The sequence below is a fragment of the Pseudomonas sp. PDM03 genome (assembly GCF_014852385.1).
Classification (GTDB): Bacteria; Pseudomonadota; Gammaproteobacteria; order Pseudomonadales; family Pseudomonadaceae; genus Aquipseudomonas; species Aquipseudomonas migulae.
Window position 1 is genome coordinate 61,204 of sequence record NZ_JACVBM010000007.1, and the last position, 15,792, is coordinate 76,995.

The following is a 15,792-nucleotide window of genomic DNA, read 5'->3' on the forward strand; positions in this document are numbered from 1 at the left end:
TCGTGGTGTCGACACATGCGCAAAAATCGACGCAAAAGCTGAGCCACTAACGAGATTGTTAGATAAATCATCGCGTTAGGTTCAATGAGATGCGTGGGAAGTGTTAACGAGAGCTAACAGTTGGGGGATATTCCTCAGTCTTGGGGAGGGTGTTATTCCCCATTGACCCGCCCGGTGAGGAGGTGTTGCCGCTGGCCTCATCGCCGGCAAGCCGGCACCTACAGTTGATTTCCATAGTCACTCGGCATGACTGTCAACTGACACGCCACCGCGGTCTCGTCGGCGCGTTATGATAGGCGCGTCCGCCGCCAGAGTCAGAGCAGAGCCTCAATGCCCCAGATCACCCATTTCAAAACTCCGTGCCCCGAGCACCTCACCAGCCAGATTCTGCAGATGGTGGTCGATAACCTGACCGACATCAGCATGGTCGCCATCCCGCCGAGCAACCTGTTGTACAACGTTTACCAGTACGCGATCGGCTATGAGGTTCACCTCTATCTGGAGGCGCTGAACGGGGCGAAAGGGGTGGCGGTGGAGTTACTGGTCGCGACCGATGTGGACGATCCGGAACAGGTCATCGGCTTCTTGCTGTACCTGCCGATCAAGGACGATCCCGAGGCGTGCGGCGTCGCATACATGGCGGTGCAGGCCGGCCATCGGCGTCAGGGCGTGGCGCGGCGGATGCTGCGGGAAATGGTCGGCCGCTATCCGCATGCCGAGCTGACCTGCGCGGTGGCCAAGGTGCCGTGGTTTGAATCGATGGGCTTTCAGGTGCTGGGCACGCGCGGTACGCAGGTGTTGATGAACACCCGCGATCATCGCTCTGACGGGTTGATGGGGCTGCTCGACGTGGCGTCGATCTACAGCTCGCTGGAGGTGCGGCAGATTCATACGTACCTGCTGCAAAAGCACGGCAAGCGGGCGATGCTTGATGCGGAAAAACAGCGTGACCGGCATCTGGATCAATTGACGCACAAGGCCAATGAATTTGTCCGCGAGCGGTTGGGCGAGTCGCCGCGCTGACCGCGCCCCACCAGTCAAATCGATCAACTGTAGGAGTGAGACCGGCTTGCCGGCGATGGCGTCGGACCAGTCGATATTGATATTGAATGAACCACCGCTATCGCGAGCAGGCTCGCTCCTACAGTTGTTTTGCGTTCACTGAGGCCAATCGGTCAGCGTTTAAGAAAGCTTCACGTTCATGGTGATCCGCGCCGTGAACACCTTCTTCCCTTCGACGTCGTGAATATCCACCGGCACGAGCTTGTCGCCTTCCGTGGTCCAGTCCACGGAACCCCCATCGGCCACCGCCGTCACGTCGGTTTTTGCCTTCGCCAGGTACTCCACTGTCATGCCTTTTGGAATCCAGCGTGCGCCTTCGGGAATTGACACGTCGGTCATCATTCCCGCCGCCAATTCAGCCGCATTGCACATCGCGATCGCGTGCACGGTGCCCAAGTGGTTGGTGATTTCCTTGGCGAACGGCACCTGCACCGTCGCGCAGCCTTTGCGCAACTCCGTGACCAGCGGGTTGATGGTGCTGAAGTAGGGCGCAACCTGGCAGGCCATTTTGCTGAATGCTTGCGGGCCCACGCTGTTGAACATGCTGAGAAACTGACTCATTTGAAACCTCTCTGAGGGGTTTAAAACAGAATTGTGTTCCGTTACAGAATAATATTCTGTGACGGAACAGTATTCTGTCGGCGGGAAATCTGTCAACCTGTCGCCACGTGTCCGATGGCAGTCATCTGCCTTCTCCATCGATTTTTTGGGACTGTGTTGAGCATGGAAACGTCAGATTTACTCGAGCGCTGCTACCCCGGAAGACGCGCCGAACTCAAGCGCGATATTTTTCGAAAGGCCCTCGCCCTGTTCAACGAACAGGGGATCGAAGCCACGACCATTGAAATGATCCGCGCCGAATGCGACACCAGCGTGGGTGCGATTTATCACCACTTCGGGAACAAGGAAGGGTTGGTCGCCGCGCTGTTTTTCACTGCCCTGGATGATCAGGCCAGGCTGCGCGACAGTTATTTGAGCGAGGCGAAAACCACGCAAGAGGGCGTGTATGCGCTGGTGCACAGTTACGTGGATTGGGTCGACAGCCAACCCGAATGGGCGCGTTTCCAGTACCACGCGCGATTTGCTGTCACCAAGGGGCCTTTGAAGGACGAACTGGCTACCCGTAACAAGATGCGCAACAAGCAATTGCTGGAATGGCTGTCGGATTCGGCCAGAGGCGATGAATTGAAAGGTTTTCCGGCTGAATTGATGCTGTCGCTGATTATTGGTCAGGCAGACAACTATTGCAGGACTTGGTTATCGGGCCGGGTGAAGGGCAGTCCGAAGGTTTACAGGGACGAGCTTGCTCAGGCTGCGTGGCGATCGATTTCCGGCGGTTGACCTGCAAAAAGCCTGGTCTGATGCGGTAATGCTGTTCACTTGGGTTCAGGGAGGGCATGCGCTAATGGGAGGTTTTGAATGGGGGCATATCCGTTGCTGCGGTAATGGTCACTAATGGTTTCGCTTTTACAGCGAGTCACTTTGGAAAAGCCCCAAAGTAACCAAAGGGCTCTTGCCCCTTTCGTTCGGTGCCTCGCCTAGGCTCGGCATGCCCTCGCTCCGGTCCTGCTCCGTGGGCCCGCCGCGATCGGCCATCCTTGGCCGTGCGCGGCTAACCCGGCATCCATGCCGGGTTGCCCACTGCGCAGAACCTCCACTCGGCCTCTCGAGGGGGCGACTACCGCCACAGCCGCCGAGGCGGCCTGAAAGCCGACCTGGCTCATTTGCGTACGCGTACTCCTTCACTGCTGCGTTCACCATTCCGGACATGTACACCGATCCCTTGTAGGAGCCGGCTTGCTGGCGATGGCGTCCTTTCAGGCGATAAATGCGTCGACTGACCCACCGCTATCGTCGGAACGCCGCCCGCAGCAAGCCGGCTCCTACAGTTGATCGTATTTATCCAGACACATCTGCATTTCCCTTGTAGGAGCCAGCTTGCTGGCGATGGCGTCCTCTCAGGCGATAAATGCGTCGACTGACCCACCGCTATCGTCGGAACGCCGCCCGCAGCAAGCCGGCTCCTACAGTTGATCGTATTTATCCAGACACATCTGCATTTCCCTTGTAGGAGCCGGCTTGCTGGCGATGGCGTCCTTTCAGGCGATAAATGCGTCGACTGACCCACCTCTATCGCCAGCAAGCCGGCTCCTACAGTTGATCGTATTTATCCAGACACATCTGCATTTCCCTTGTAGGAGCCAGCTTGCTGGCGATGGCGTCCTTTCAGGCGATAAATGCGTCGACTGACCCACCGCTATCGCCGGCAAGCCGGCTCCTACAGTTGATCGTATTTATCCAGACACATCTGCATTTCCCTTGTAGGAGCCAGCTTGCTGGCGATGGCGTCCTTTCAGGCGATAAATGCGTCGACTGACCCACCGCTATCGCCAGCAAGCCGGCTCCTACAAGGGGCGCGTATGCTTTTGATTTTCACCACTCATCAGGCCGAGCGTTAGCTCGCCTTCCGCTTTTGATCTTGAGGTACACGCCCCCTCGAGAGGCCGAGTGGAGGTTCTGCGCAGTGGGCAACCCGGCATGGATGCCGGGTTAGCCGCCCCCGGCCATGGATGGCCGATGGCGGCGGGCCCACGGAGCAGGACCGGAGCGAGGGCATGCCGAGCATTAGCGAGGCACCGAACGAAAAGGGCAAAAGCCCTTGGTTACTTGGGGCTCTTCCAAGTGACTCGCCGTAAGGGCGAAACCAATAGCCGCCATCACCGCAGCAACGGATATACCCCCCCATCCAATCCAAAAAAAATCACAATTGAACAGCATGACTAAGATCAGATGCCGGGCTTTTTCTGGTCTGTCACCCATGCAAAAAAAAAGAGCCTCAAGGCTCTTTGATGGGGAAAAAGTAGAGCCCTTGAGGCTCAAGATGCACGTGAAACAGGCGGTGAGCTTGGTAGGGGTTCAGATCACTCACCACCTACGCAACCGCTCGAGTTGAGCAAACAAACGGCTGCGTAGAATCATCGTAGGAAGATGGAGTTTGGCACTCAAGTACCGCTAGTCGCGTCCCGGCCAGCCCGCACGGCGCAAGGCGTTGAGCAGTGTTTCGGCGTCCAGCCCCGGCACCGCATGGCCATTGCCCTCGGCGGTGTCGCAGGCCAGCAGGGCGTTGATGATTGCTTCTTCCACGGCTTCGGTAGCGGCAAGGAACAACTCGCTGATGTGGTCGTTGTTGACCATGCTCAGGTTCTCGGTTGTCGGCGCCTTCTTGCTCTCATAAGCAGCCGGTGGCACATCGTTGCCGGTCGCAAAGGCAATGAAGATATCGCCGCTGTGGTCTTCGTTACCGCCACCGGTCCGCGCCAGACCGAGACTGGCGCGCTGGGCGAGGCGGGTGCATTGATGTGGCAGCAACGGTGCATCGGTGGCCAGGCACACCACAATCGAACCCATGCCCGGATGCGGCAACGATGCCTTGAGGAATGGTGAGTCAGCCTTTTCCATATAGCGCCCGACCGGGTAACCGTCGACGCGTAATTCGTTACGGATGCCGTGGTTGGCCTGGACGATGGCCCCCACCGTCCAGCCACCCTGGCCGGCATTCAAACGTCGCGAAGCGGTGCCGATGCCACCTTTGAATTCGTGACAGATCATGCCGCTGCCGCCACCCACCGCACCTTCTTTCACCGGCCCGCTTGTCGCCGTGCGCAGGGCTTGGGCCACGTGCTCGGGTTTGACGTGGAAACCGTTGATGTCGTTGAGCAAGCCGTCGAAGGTTTCCAGCACCACCGGCATGTTCCAGTAAAGTCGCCCGTCGTCCGGTTGCTGTTCGCGGTCCAGCACAATCAATGCATCGCGCACCACGCCCAGGCTGTGGGTGTTGGTGAAGGCGATCGGGCTGGTGAGCAGGCCCGCTTCGCGGATCCATTCCAGACCTGTGGCGTCGCCGTTGCCGTTGAGCACATGGACGCCGGCAAAACACGGTTGCTGGCTGGTGGAACCGGCACGCGGCTCGATCACGGTGACGCCGGTCAGGATGTCGCGACCGTTGGCGGTGCGACCTCGCACATCACTGTGGCCGACCCGCACGCCGGGCACATCGGTGATGGCATTGAGCGGGCCGGGTTGCAGTTGGCCGAACTGGAGGTTCAGGTCGCGGGCACGTGGTTTCATTGTTTCTCTCATCTTCAATTCCTGGCAGAAAAATAACTGGAGGCATTCGAACCTGTAGGAGCCGGCTTGCTGGCGAAGCGCTCTTGAGGACGCCATCGCCAGCAAGCCGGCTCCTACAAAAGCGGGTTCACTGACCGTTTTTGACCTTGCTCCAGATCCGCGTACGCACGCGTTCGGTAGCCGGCGGCAGCGGCTGGAGGGTGAATAACGTGGCCAAGGCTTGCGCGGACGGGTACACCGCCGGGTTATTGCGAGTCGCTTCGGCCACCAGCGACGTGGCGCTACGGTTGCCGTTGGGGTAGTTGAGGTGATCACTGACCGGGGCAATCACTTCAGGGCGCATCAGGTAGTCGATGAAGGCCAGACCCTGCTGCGGGTGCGGCGCGTCCTTGAGCAACACGAGGGTGTCGAACCACACCGGCGCGCCTTCCTTCGGCAGGCTGTAGGCGATCTTCACGCCATTGTTGGCCTGCTCGGCGTTGGTCTTGGCTTCCAGCATCGCGCCGGACCAACCCACCGCGACGCAGATGTTGCCGTTGGCCAGGTCGCTGATGAATTTCGACGAGTTGAAATAGGCGATGTGCGGACGCAGTTTGAGCAGCAGCGCTTCGGCCTTTTTGTAGTCCTCGGGATTGGTACTGTTGGGCGGCAGGCCGAGGTAGTGCAGGGCCACCGGCAGCATCTCCGACGGCGAGTCGAGCATGGCCACGCCGCACTGGCCGAGTTTGGCCAGGTTGGCTTCGTTGAACACCAGTTCCCAGGAATCCACCGGTGCCTTGTCGCCCAGCGCGGCGCGGACTTTATCGACGTTGTAGCCGATACCGTTGGTGCCCCACAGATACGGCACGGCGTACTGATTGCCCGGATCGTTGTTGGCCAGTTTCGCCAGCAGGTCAGCATCCATGTTTTTGAAGTCAGGCATCTGCGCGTGGGGCAATGGTGCCAGGGCACCGGCCTTGATCAGGGTCGGCAGGCTGAAGTTGCTGGCCACCACCACGTCGTAGCCGCTGCGGCTGGTGAGCAGTTTGCCTTCCAGCACTTCGGCGCTGTCGAAGGTGTCGTAAACCGGCTCGATCCCGGTGTCGCGCTTGAAGTCGTGCAGGGTGTTGGGACCGATGTAGTCGTACCAGTTGTAAACGTGAACCGTCGGGCCTTCGGCAGCAAACGCCGACAGCGAAACGCACAAACAGGCGCTCAACCCGAGATTGATCTGTTGAAGGCGACAACTCATGATGCGGCACTCCTGGCCTGCTGCAGGCCGGTGATGAACAGGTGCTTGCAGCGTATCGGCAGGCCGGGGACTCACCCATTCCCATCATGGGTTACTCGAAAGGGGTAGAGCGTGGACGCGTTGCTGAAAGAGTTGCCGGTGCACCAGGGCCTGGCGCGGGTGTTTGGCGCGTTGGGCCGGGACGGTTTCTGGCGCGCACTGGTCGACACGCTGCGGTTGCTGGTGCCGCTGGACAACGCATTGGTTGCGGTGATGAGGCCGGGGCGAGTGCCGCGCCTGCTGATCGATTTCGACGCCAAGGGCAGCGCCGACGAGCATGAGGAACTGGCCGGTTACAGCGCCGGCATGTACCTGCTCGATCCGTTTTATCAGGCCGCGTGTGCAGGCATTGCCGATGGCTTGCACAGCCTCGAATCGCTGGCGCCGGACCAGTTTCAGCAGAGCGAGTACTACCTGAGTTACTTCCGCTCGGTGGTGGGCGACGACGAGCTGCAGTTCATGATCAACGTCGAAGACTCTGTGCTTGGTTTGTCACTCGGTCGTTCGACGCGTTTTACCCTGGAAGAGCAGGGCTGTCTGCTTTGTGTGCGTGACTGGGTGCTGGCGGCGATGCGCCGTCACCTGCAATTGATGCCGCCAGAAGGCCAGGTTGCCGAAGCCGTGGCCGGGGATCTGGCGACGTTGCTGGATCGCTTCGATGCGCGTTTGACGGTGCGTGAAATCGAAACGGCGCGCCTGATTCTTCAGGGCTTTTCAAGCAAGGCGATTGCCCAGCAATTGGGGATCTCACCGGAAACGGTGAAAGTGCATCGGCGCAACGTCTATCACAAGCTCAACGTGAACGGGCATGGGGAGTTGTTTGCGTTGGTGTTGCAGCCGCGATAGATGCGTTGGATGTTCAATCGCCTTCGCGAGCAGGTCGAATCGTCGCACCGTCGCTCCCACATTGGAATGCGGTCAACTGTGGGAGCGAGCCTGCTCGCGATGGGCGCGGCGCGGTGTTACTGCCGAAACACCAACGCCTTCAACCCGCACTCGACATCCGCATCCGGAAACTCCGGCGGATTCTCCAGCCGTTGCTCGAACCGCAGGCTCGGCGCCTCGCGCATGACGCCATCAATCAGGAAATCCGCGCCAAACGCCGGGTCGTTCATGCAGGCCAGCACCGTGCCCTGTGGCGTGAGCAACTCCGGTAACCGACGCAGCACGCGCTGGTAATCCTTGGTCAGCAGAAAACTGCCTTTCTGGAAGGACGGCGGATCGATGATCACCAGGTCATAAGGGCCTTTACCGATCACTTTGCCCCAGGACTTGAACAGGTCGTGGCCGAGGAAACTCACCTTGCTCATGTCGTGGCTGTTGAGCCGGTGATTGTCGCGGCCACGGTTCAGGGCCGGGCTGGACATGTCCAGGTTGACCACATGTTCGGCACCGCCCTCGATGGCCGCCACGGAAAAACCGCAGGTGTAGGCAAACAGGTTCAATACGCGCTTGCCCTCGGCATTGGCGCGCACCCAGTCGCGGCCGTAACGCATGTCGAGGAACAGCCCGGTGTTCTGCTTGCGGCCCAGGTCCACGCGATAACGCAGGCCTCCCTCGGTGATGGTCATGTCATCGATGACTTCCCCGACCAGCCATTCGGTGGTGCTTTGCAGCAGGTAGCGATGTTGCAGCGCCAGGGTATGTGCGCCGGATTGCGTCCACTCGGGTGACCGGGTGATTTCCATAAGCCGCAGTTTCAGCTCATCGAGTTGCGCCGCTTCGGGCTCCTTGAACAGCGACACCAGCACCACGCCCTGCAGCCAGTCGACGGTCAATTGCTCCAGCCCCGGCCAGCACCGTCCGCGACCGTGGAACAGTCGGCGGGTTTCTGCGGGGGCCGCGGCCAGGGCGGTCAGCAGATGGTCGTGGAGGGTGGTGAGCGCATCTGAGTTCATCGGGCGGTGTCGGTCATTTGAGGGGGCGGCATTTTAACCACAAATGCACTCCTTGGGCTGACAACCCAATTCCCTGTAGGAGCAGGGGCCTGAGTTATCACGGTTAATTTAACTTTACGTGAGGATTTGGCGATCTGTCGGCTCCCATACTCGGTTCCAACGAATAACAACAACCGCCGGGAGCCGATCATGTCGCCGATACCTGCTTCATCCCATCCGCGCTGGCTGCGCCTGACCCATTGGCTGAACGCCCTGGCGGTGCTGGTCATGGTCACCAGCGGTTGGCGCATCTACAACGCATCGCCGCTTTACGACTTCAGTTTTCCCAAGGGCATCACGCTGGGCGGCTGGCTCGGTGGGGCGTTGCAATGGCATTTCGCGGCGATGTGGTTTCTCGCCATCAACGGCCTTGTCTACCTGATCATCAACCTCGTCAGTGGTCGTCTTTCTCGACGTTTTTTCCCGGTGTCGCCCAAAGGTGTTCTGCAGGACCTGTGGGCCGCATTACGCGGGCGGCTGGGGCATGCCGACTTGAGTCATTACAACCAGGTGCAACGGCTGGCTTACCTGTTCGTGATGCTCGATATCACGCTGTTGGTGGTCTCCGGGCTGGTGTTGTGGAAGTCCCTCCAGTTTCCGTTGTTGCGTGAATTATTCGGCGGTTACGAAGCGGCGCGGCATGTGCATTTCATCGCGATGGCGCTGTTGGTGGCGTTTGTCGCGGTGCATCTGGTGATGGTCGCGCTCGTTCCCAAAACGCTGCTGGCCATGATTATCGGTCGCAAGGAGCCCGTATGAAAAAGTCCATCGAAGGCCTGGATGAGTCATCCATCCTCAAAGACGCCCGGAAAATCATTGCGCCGCAGATCGAAGACCGCTCGCGCCGCTCGTTCCTGATGCGTGGGCTGACCCTCGGTGGCGTGGCCATGTTGTCGGGCTGCAACCTGACCGACAACGATAGCGTCGAGACTGCGTTGTCATCCATGTCGCGGTTCAATGATCGGGTGCAGGGCTGGCTGTTCAATCCCAATGCACTGGCACCGACCTATCCGGCATCAATGATCACACGGCCGTTTCCGTTCAATGCCTTCTACGGCATCGACGAGGCACCGACTGTAGAGGAAGAAAGCTATCGACTGGAAGTCACCGGACTGGTCGCCGACAAGCGCAGCTGGCGCCTCGAAGAGTTGCGCGCGATGGCGCAGAACGAACAGATCACCCGGCATATCTGCGTCGAAGGCTGGAGCGCGATCGGGCGCTGGGGCGGCGTGCGGTTCAGCGATTTCCTCAAACGGGTCGGCGCCGACACCGATGCCAAATATGTCGGTTTCAAATGCGCCGACGATTACTACACCAGCATCGACATGGCCACCGCGCTGCAGTCGCAGACGTTGCTGGCGCTGACCTATGACGGCGCGGTGCTGCCGCGTGAATACGGCTTCCCGATGAAGCTGCGCATGCCCACCAAGCTCGGCTACAAAAACCCCAAACATATTCAGGCGATTTTCGTCAGCAACACCTACAGCGGTGGCTACTGGGAAGACCAGGGCTACAACTGGTTCGGTGGCAGCTGACGGTACCCGCCAACTTCACAGCGCGGCTCACGCTGCGTTCAATCGCAACCTGTGCTTCAAGGAGTTTCATCATGAAAAAGTTGACCACCGTCGTATTGTCCATGTGCCTCGCCGTAGGTGCTGCCAGCGTGTTTGCCGCCGAAACCACCAACGGCATGAGCAATGACAGTATGAGCAAAGATTCGATGTCCAAGGACGCCATGAAAAAAGACACGATGATGAAAAAGGATTCGATGTCCAAGGACACGATGAAGAAAGATGCCATGTCCAAGGACGGGATGAAAAAAGACGAGATGTCCAAGGACACCATGAAAAAGGACAACATGTCGCAGTAAGCCAAAACAACCCGACCCCCTGTAGGAGCGAGCCTGCTCGCGAAGGCGTCATGTCAGTCAACAGTGATGTTGAATTTTAAGCCGTCTTCGCGAGCAGGCTCGCTCCTACAGGTTGTTGCATTCCAGAAAGGCGCCGATCTGATTTTGCAGGACGCCTGATTTCGTCGACTCCCTGTATCAAAAATGAATTTCCGCCGAGTCCGCTGCTCATACCTGTAGGCAGCGGATTTGAGCCCGCGAATTCATTCGGCAATCAGGGAGTGGCAAAGTCATGTGTCCAGTATCGACGGCGGGCGAGAACCTTCCAGGCGGGTTGATTCTTGTGGTTGAAGATGACCCGCTGATCCTGGAGTTTCTCTGCGAAGTTCTTCAGGAGGAAGGTTTCACCGTCGAACCGCAGATCAGTGCGGATGCTGCGGCAAGTTACCTGGAGCAGCACGCAGACAAGGTGGTGTTGCTGCTGACGGACATCACCATGCCTGGCACACTCAATGGTGCCGATCTGGCCAATCAATTCGGCGACCGCTGGCCGGACAAGCCGATCATGATCATGTCCGGCTTCGAAACGCCGCAGACTTCCGGCGTGCGGCATGAGGTGTCGTTCATCAAGAAACCCTGGGCGCTTGGGCAGTTGCTCGATTGCGTGGAAGGTGCGTTGAAGTCGAAGACGGTTGGCTGAAACAACACGCGGCGGACAAGCCAATGCTACATTGCTCGGCAAAACTCGCCAGGCTCTTGCAAAAGGACGCTCATCCTTGTCAGCTCAACCATCGGTTTTCAACAAGCCTTATCGCGCTTTCCTGTTCGATATGGACGGCACCGTCCTCAATTCCATCGCCGCCGCCGAGCGCATCTGGACCGTCTGGGCCTTGCGCCATGGCGTGGATGTGGAGTCTTTTCTGCCGACCATTCACGGCGTCCGGGCCATCGACACCGTCAACCGCCAGGCATTGCCGGGTGTCGATGCCGAGGCTGAAGCAGCGTGGATTACCCAAGCGGAAATCGATGATGTCGAGGGAATTGTCGAGGTGCGCAGGGCGGCGGACTTCCTGACGTCGCTGCCAGCCAGCCAGTGGGCCATCGTGACATCTGCGCCCAAAGCGCTCGCGCTTCGCCGGATGGCGGCGGCGGGGATTCCCGAACCAGCGGTGATGGTCACGGCGGAAGACGTCAGCGCCGGCAAACCCGATCCGGCGGGTTATCGATTGGCGGCCAGGCGGTTAGGTGTTGAAGTGACTGATTGCCTGATTTTCGAAGATGCCATCGTCGGCATTCTCGCCGCGCAAGCCGCAGGGGCAGACCTGTTGATCATTACCTCGACTCACGACCATCCGATCGAAACGCCGCATGCGACGATGGTCAGCTACGAGTCGGTTGCGGTCCAGGTCGACCCCGACGGCCATCTCCGCCTGCTTCCTTTGTAACAACACCATCCCCTTGTAGGAGCCAGCTTGCTGCGGGCGGCGTTCCGACGATGGTGTATCAGTCGATATCAATGTGGCTGACACACCATCGCCAGCAAGCTGGCTCCTACAAGGGCCGCGGCGTTAGTAGATACCAGGAATCAACCGCCAGCTACGGCTGCAATACGCCTCATACTCACTGCCAAACTGCGCCCGCAGCAGCGCCTCTTCCGCGTGAATGCGGGCAATCAGCGGGATCACCGTCAGCGCTGCCAGCAACAGGCCAACGCCAGAACGAAACGCCAGCGCCCAACCCACCGCAATCACCAACATCCCCAAATAGCTGGGGTTGCGCAAACGGCGATAAATCCCCTCTGTCACAAGGCTATGCCCCGGCTGAATCGCCACCAGTCCGCTGAATCGCTTGCCCAACACAAACACCGGCCACATGCGCAACGCACCGCCGATGATGAACAAAAACGCCCCGAACCAACGCACGCCTTCGCCGCCGAAGGTCCAGAAGTCGATCCGGTCGGTGTAGGCGGGTAGAAAACCGCTCGCTATCCCGATCACCCCGAAGGCCGGCAGCACCCAACGATTGGCCCGGTCTTCACGTTCGCCGGAGCTGAGGTTGACCTCGGTGAACAGCGCTGCGACCGTCATCAGCAGCGTCGCCAACACAACCACCACCAGCGCCCCGTGAGAGAAAAAAGCGGCCCACCCGCCGAGCCCCCATACGGCGAGCCCGAGGTAGGCCAGGGTGCTGACAATGGCGAAAAACGCCAATCTGGCCGAGATCTTCATAGTCACCCCGCACATTCAACGAATACACCATTCATTGTAGGAGCCGGCTTGCCGGCGATGGCACTCTCAAAATCACCGCCGGCCTCAAGTGCCAATCGCCAGCAAGCCGGCTCCTACAAATGGTGCATATGACGGAGGACACGGAGATTGTCCCAGACCCTGTAGGAGCCGGCTTGCCGGCGATGGCGTTCTCAAAATCACCGCCTGCCTCAAGGGCCAATCGCCAGCAAGCCGGCTCCTACAAACGGTGCATATGACGGAGGACACGGGGATTGTCCCAGACCGTGTAGGAGCCGGCTTGCTGGCGATGGCATTTTCAAAATCACCATCTGCCTCAAGGGCCAATCACCAGCAAGCTGGCTCCTACAAATAGTGTGCATGACGGTGGACCGGCTCCTACAGGACCTCGGCTCGGGCGCTGCGGCGAATCACTTGTGGCGGTTGGCCGAAGGCTCTGAGGAAGGCTTCGCGCATGCGCCGGCGGTCGCTAAAACCGGTTTCGGTGGCGATCTGATCGAGGGTCAACCGCCCGCGTTCCAGCATCTGCCGAGCCGCTTCCAGGCGCAGGTTTTCGATAGCTTTGGCTGGCGATTGCCCGGTTTCGGCGCGAAACGCCCGGCTGAACTGGCGCGGGCTGAGGCTCGCCACGTCCGCCAGGTGTTCCACCGACAACGTTTCGGCGAGGTGTTCGCGGGCATAACCGAGCACGGTCTGGATGCGGTCGGATTTCGGCTCCAGTTCCAGCAGCGCCGAGTGCTGGGACTGGCCGCCTGCGCGCCGGTGGTACATCACCAGTTTCTGCGCCACGGCGCGGGCGAGTTCGGCGCCGTGATCCTTTTCAACCATGGCCAGCGCCAGGTCGATACCGGCGGTCATCCCGGCGGACGTCCAGATCGAACCGTCGACCACGTAGATGCGATCCTCTTCCACTTTGATCGACGGAAACCGCGCCTGCAGTTCCCGTGCGTACGCCCAGTGCGTGGTCGCCCGACGTCCTTCAAGCAGACCCGCCTGGGCCAACACAAAGGCACCGGAACAGATCGACGCCGTGCGCCGTGCGGTCTTGATGCTGGCGCGCAGGTAATTCAATACCCCCTCGGGCGCCTGCTCGAGAATGGCATCGCCGCCGACCACGATCACCGTGTCGAACACCCGCTCACCAAACGCCTCGGTGCCAACGCTCAACCCACCGGAGGCGCGCAAGGTGCGGCCGTCTTCGGACACCACACTCACCGTATAAAGCGTCTCGCCAGCGCTGAAGTTGGCGTATTCGAACACCGGCATCGCCGCCAGCGCCATGGACTGGAAGCCTTCAAACACCACAAACGCTACGGAAGTCATTGCCGGCTCCTCAAAAGGATATGTCCTGAAAACGTACTTTAAACGTCATTTGAGACAAGCGTCAGTCAATTTATAACTGTTCACACCCGGCGAACACCTCGCCTCACCGTGAAGGAAACTGAACATGGCTCTCTCGTCCAAAGGCACCGCCCTGATCACGGGCGCTTCTTCCGGCATCGGCGCGGTCTACGCCGACCGTCTCGCCCGTCAGGGGTATGACTTGATTCTGGTCGCCCGCAGCCAGGCCAAACTGAACGCCCTGGCCAATCACCTGAGCAACGAAACCGGGCGCGCCGTGGAAGTGGTCGCCGCTGACCTGAAAAACCGGGCCGATCTGCGCCGGGTTGAAGGCATTCTGCGTAACGACGCCAGCATTACATTGCTGGTCAACAACGCCGGGGTCGGCGCCGTGATGCCGCTGCTGGGCAGCCCGGTGGATGACATGGAAGACATGATCACCCTCAACGTCACCGCGCTGATGCGCCTGGCCTATGCGGTTGTGCCAGGTTTCGTCGCCCGTGGCACCGGAACCGTGATCAACATCTCCTCGATCGTCGCAATTGCGCCGGAAATTCTCAACGGCGTGTACGGCGGGACCAAGGCATTTGTGTTGGGTCTGAGCCAATCGCTGCACCACGAATTGGCGGACAAAGGCATCCGAATTCAGGCCGTGCTGCCCGGCGCCACCGCGACTGACTTCTGGAGCGAGGCCGGCAACCCGGTGGAAAACCTGCCGCAGGAGATCGTGATGACCGCTGAAGACATGGTCGATGCCGCGCTGGTGGGGCTTGCGAGCGGGGAAGTGGTGACCATTCCGGGCCTGCACGATGGCGAGCAGTGGGATCGTTACGAAGCCCAGCGCAAAACCCTGTCGGGCTTGTTCGGCAACTCCACGGCGGCACCGCGTTATCGTTGAAACAGCAAGCTCGGGCCAGGGTGATCTAAGCTTGGATAAGGACCGTGCAACACCGGCTGGTTGAAAAACTCGACTGGTCGGTGCGCGCCCGAGGAACCCAACATGCTTCACATCAGAACCCCCCTGATCCTGCACCCGGGTTTGTCGACCCCCACTCGGCGGATCTGGCTCAAGCTGGAAAACCTCCAACCCAGCGGCTCGTTCAAACTGCGTGGCATGGGGCTGTTGTGCAGCCAGGCAAAGGCCGAGGGCAAACGCAAGGTGGTCTGTCCGTCCGGTGGCAACGCCGGTTTCGCTACCGCTGTCGCGGCGGCCAGCCTGGGGTTGCAAGCCTGCATCGTGGTGCCACACACCACCCCGGAAAGCACGCGCGCGAGGATTCGCAAAACCGGTGCCGAAGTGATCGTTCACGGCAAGGTCTGGGACGACGCCAATCAGCGGGCGAAGGAGCTATCACAAGGGGCGGACACCGAATACGTGCCGGCCTTCGATCATCCGGTGTTGTGGGAAGGGCACAGCACGATGATCGATGAGATTCTCGAGGACTGCCCTCAAGTCGATACGCTGGTGACGTCGGTGGGGGGCGGTGGTTTGTTGGCAGGTATTCTTACGGGATTGATTCGGCATGGCCGTATGGATTGCCGCATCATCGCCTGCGAAACCCTGGGCGCGGCGTCTTTTTCGGCCGCGATCAAGGCCGGGCATCCGGTCAGGCTTTCGCGCATTGACACCGTTGCCACCTCGCTCGGCGCGGCTAAAGTGGCCGCCTGGCCAGTGCAACACATCCTCGATTTTCCTCACCAATGCGTGGTGCTCGGCGATGATGAAGCGATCATGGGCGTGGTGCGTTACGCCAACGATTTGCGCCAGCTGGTTGAACCGGCGTGCGGTGTTTCGTTGGCAATCGGCTATCTGGACCACCCGGCCATTGCCGATGCCCATGACGTGGTGATCGTGGTGTGCGGTGGCGTCAGCATCAACGCACAACTCGTTGCCGGATGGGCGCGTTCATCCGCTGAAAGCGCAAAGTAGCCGGCAGGTGAAGCAGGGCCGTAAACGCC

16 protein-coding genes are annotated in these 15,792 nt (G+C 59.8%); 10 read left to right on the forward strand and 6 right to left on the reverse strand.

What is annotated here, in order from left to right; genetic code table 11:
- The first annotated feature begins 330 nt into the window (after positions 1-330).
- Complete coding sequence (locus tag IB254_RS12650) at positions 331-1,023, forward strand: GNAT family N-acetyltransferase (protein WP_008034576.1); 693 nt, start codon at positions 331-333, stop codon at positions 1,021-1,023.
- A gap of 159 nt (positions 1,024-1,182) precedes the next feature.
- Here IB254_RS12650 and IB254_RS12655 read toward each other — a convergent pair whose 3' ends face one another.
- Positions 1,183-1,623 carry a hotdog fold domain-containing protein gene (locus IB254_RS12655; protein ID WP_008034574.1) on the reverse strand — a complete coding sequence of 147 codons (441 nt, stop codon included), beginning with the start codon at positions 1,621-1,623 and terminating at the stop codon, positions 1,183-1,185.
- 162 nt (positions 1,624-1,785) lie between these two features.
- On the opposite strand from IB254_RS12655, the gene IB254_RS12660 reads away from it, so the two are divergent.
- Positions 1,786-2,403 carry a TetR/AcrR family transcriptional regulator gene (locus tag IB254_RS12660; RefSeq protein ID WP_008034573.1) on the forward strand — a complete coding sequence of 206 codons (618 nt, stop codon included), beginning with the start codon at positions 1,786-1,788 and terminating at the stop codon, positions 2,401-2,403.
- 1,671 nt (positions 2,404-4,074) lie between these two features.
- Here the strand turns inward: IB254_RS12660 and IB254_RS12665 are convergent.
- Together IB254_RS12665 and IB254_RS12670 are read right to left on the reverse strand one after the other, a co-directional pair.
- A complete protein-coding gene (locus IB254_RS12665; protein ID WP_192417500.1) occupies positions 4,075-5,190 on the reverse strand; it encodes a P1 family peptidase in 1,116 nt (371 codons plus the stop codon).
- A gap of 127 nt (positions 5,191-5,317) precedes the next feature.
- Positions 5,318-6,421, reverse strand: coding sequence for a polyamine ABC transporter substrate-binding protein (locus IB254_RS12670; protein ID WP_192417501.1), 1,104 nt, complete (start codon positions 6,419-6,421; stop codon positions 5,318-5,320).
- 111 nt (positions 6,422-6,532) lie between these two features.
- Here IB254_RS12670 and IB254_RS12675 point away from each other — a divergent pair, with 111 nt between their 5' ends.
- Positions 6,533-7,306, forward strand: coding sequence for a helix-turn-helix transcriptional regulator (locus IB254_RS12675; RefSeq protein ID WP_192417502.1), 774 nt, complete (start codon positions 6,533-6,535; stop codon positions 7,304-7,306).
- Between the two features lie 116 nt (positions 7,307-7,422).
- Here the strand turns inward: IB254_RS12675 and IB254_RS12680 are convergent, their stop codons facing one another.
- On the reverse strand, positions 7,423-8,358 hold the full coding sequence (locus IB254_RS12680; protein ID WP_192417503.1) for a class I SAM-dependent methyltransferase: 936 nt from the start codon (positions 8,356-8,358) through the stop codon (positions 7,423-7,425).
- Positions 8,359-8,547: 189 nt separating this feature from the next.
- On the opposite strand from IB254_RS12680, the gene IB254_RS12685 reads away from it, so the two are divergent.
- From IB254_RS12685 to IB254_RS12705, 5 genes are all read left to right on the forward strand, one after another.
- Positions 8,548-9,156 (forward strand): cytochrome b/b6 domain-containing protein, encoded by a 609-nt coding sequence (locus IB254_RS12685; RefSeq protein ID WP_192417504.1) that lies wholly within the window; start codon positions 8,548-8,550, stop codon positions 9,154-9,156.
- Positions 9,153-9,932 carry a molybdopterin-dependent oxidoreductase gene (locus tag IB254_RS12690; RefSeq protein ID WP_192417505.1) on the forward strand — a complete coding sequence of 260 codons (780 nt, stop codon included), beginning with the start codon at positions 9,153-9,155 and terminating at the stop codon, positions 9,930-9,932. The genes IB254_RS12685 and IB254_RS12690 overlap by 4 nt, the downstream gene beginning before the upstream one ends.
- Before the next feature lie 71 nt (positions 9,933-10,003).
- Positions 10,004-10,267 (forward strand): pentapeptide MXKDX repeat protein, encoded by a 264-nt coding sequence (locus tag IB254_RS12695; RefSeq protein ID WP_192417506.1) that lies wholly within the window; start codon positions 10,004-10,006, stop codon positions 10,265-10,267.
- Between the two features lie 271 nt (positions 10,268-10,538).
- Positions 10,539-10,946: a response regulator gene (locus IB254_RS12700; RefSeq protein ID WP_192417507.1), complete on the forward strand. Its 408-nt coding sequence runs from the start codon at positions 10,539-10,541 to the stop codon at positions 10,944-10,946.
- 76 nt (positions 10,947-11,022) lie between these two features.
- Positions 11,023-11,691, forward strand: a complete 669-nt coding sequence (locus IB254_RS12705; protein ID WP_192417508.1) for an HAD-IA family hydrolase — start codon at positions 11,023-11,025, stop codon at positions 11,689-11,691.
- A gap of 123 nt (positions 11,692-11,814) precedes the next feature.
- On the opposite strand, the gene IB254_RS12710 is transcribed toward IB254_RS12705, so the two are convergent.
- Entirely contained in the window at positions 11,815-12,474 is a 660-nt protein-coding gene (locus IB254_RS12710; RefSeq protein WP_192417699.1) for a methyltransferase family protein, read from the reverse strand.
- 396 nt (positions 12,475-12,870) lie between these two features.
- Positions 12,871-13,815, reverse strand: coding sequence for a GlxA family transcriptional regulator (locus IB254_RS12715; protein WP_192417509.1), 945 nt, complete (start codon positions 13,813-13,815; stop codon positions 12,871-12,873).
- Positions 13,816-13,939: 124 nt separating this feature from the next.
- Between IB254_RS12715 and IB254_RS12720 the strand changes: the two genes are divergently transcribed.
- Positions 13,940-14,731 carry an SDR family NAD(P)-dependent oxidoreductase gene (locus IB254_RS12720; protein WP_192417510.1) on the forward strand — a complete coding sequence of 264 codons (792 nt, stop codon included), beginning with the start codon at positions 13,940-13,942 and terminating at the stop codon, positions 14,729-14,731.
- Between the two features lie 102 nt (positions 14,732-14,833).
- Positions 14,834-15,763, forward strand: a complete 930-nt coding sequence (locus IB254_RS12725; RefSeq protein WP_192417511.1) for a pyridoxal-phosphate dependent enzyme — start codon at positions 14,834-14,836, stop codon at positions 15,761-15,763.
- Positions 15,764-15,792 lie beyond the last annotated feature (29 nt).

Coding starts and splice junctions, on each gene's coding strand:
- IB254_RS12670 (WP_192417501.1), bottom strand. CDS start 6,421: ATGAGTTGTCGCCTTCAACAGATCAATCTCGGGTTGAGCGCCTGTTTG.
- IB254_RS12710 (WP_192417699.1), bottom strand. CDS start 12,474: ATGAAGATCTCGGCCAGATTGGCGTTTTTCGCCATTGTCAGCACCCTG.
- IB254_RS12725 (WP_192417511.1), top strand. CDS start 14,834: ATGCTTCACATCAGAACCCCCCTGATCCTGCACCCGGGTTTGTCGACC.
- IB254_RS12690 (WP_192417505.1), top strand. CDS start 9,153: ATGAAAAAGTCCATCGAAGGCCTGGATGAGTCATCCATCCTCAAAGAC.
- IB254_RS12720 (WP_192417510.1), top strand. CDS start 13,940: ATGGCTCTCTCGTCCAAAGGCACCGCCCTGATCACGGGCGCTTCTTCC.
- IB254_RS12660 (WP_008034573.1), top strand. CDS start 1,786: ATGGAAACGTCAGATTTACTCGAGCGCTGCTACCCCGGAAGACGCGCC.
- IB254_RS12650 (WP_008034576.1), top strand. CDS start 331: ATGCCCCAGATCACCCATTTCAAAACTCCGTGCCCCGAGCACCTCACC.
- IB254_RS12695 (WP_192417506.1), top strand. CDS start 10,004: ATGAAAAAGTTGACCACCGTCGTATTGTCCATGTGCCTCGCCGTAGGT.
- IB254_RS12715 (WP_192417509.1), bottom strand. CDS start 13,815: ATGACTTCCGTAGCGTTTGTGGTGTTTGAAGGCTTCCAGTCCATGGCG.
- IB254_RS12685 (WP_192417504.1), top strand. CDS start 8,548: ATGTCGCCGATACCTGCTTCATCCCATCCGCGCTGGCTGCGCCTGACC.
- IB254_RS12655 (WP_008034574.1), bottom strand. CDS start 1,623: ATGAGTCAGTTTCTCAGCATGTTCAACAGCGTGGGCCCGCAAGCATTC.
- IB254_RS12700 (WP_192417507.1), top strand. CDS start 10,539: ATGTGTCCAGTATCGACGGCGGGCGAGAACCTTCCAGGCGGGTTGATT.
- IB254_RS12665 (WP_192417500.1), bottom strand. CDS start 5,190: ATGAAACCACGTGCCCGCGACCTGAACCTCCAGTTCGGCCAACTGCAA.
- IB254_RS12680 (WP_192417503.1), bottom strand. CDS start 8,358: ATGAACTCAGATGCGCTCACCACCCTCCACGACCATCTGCTGACCGCC.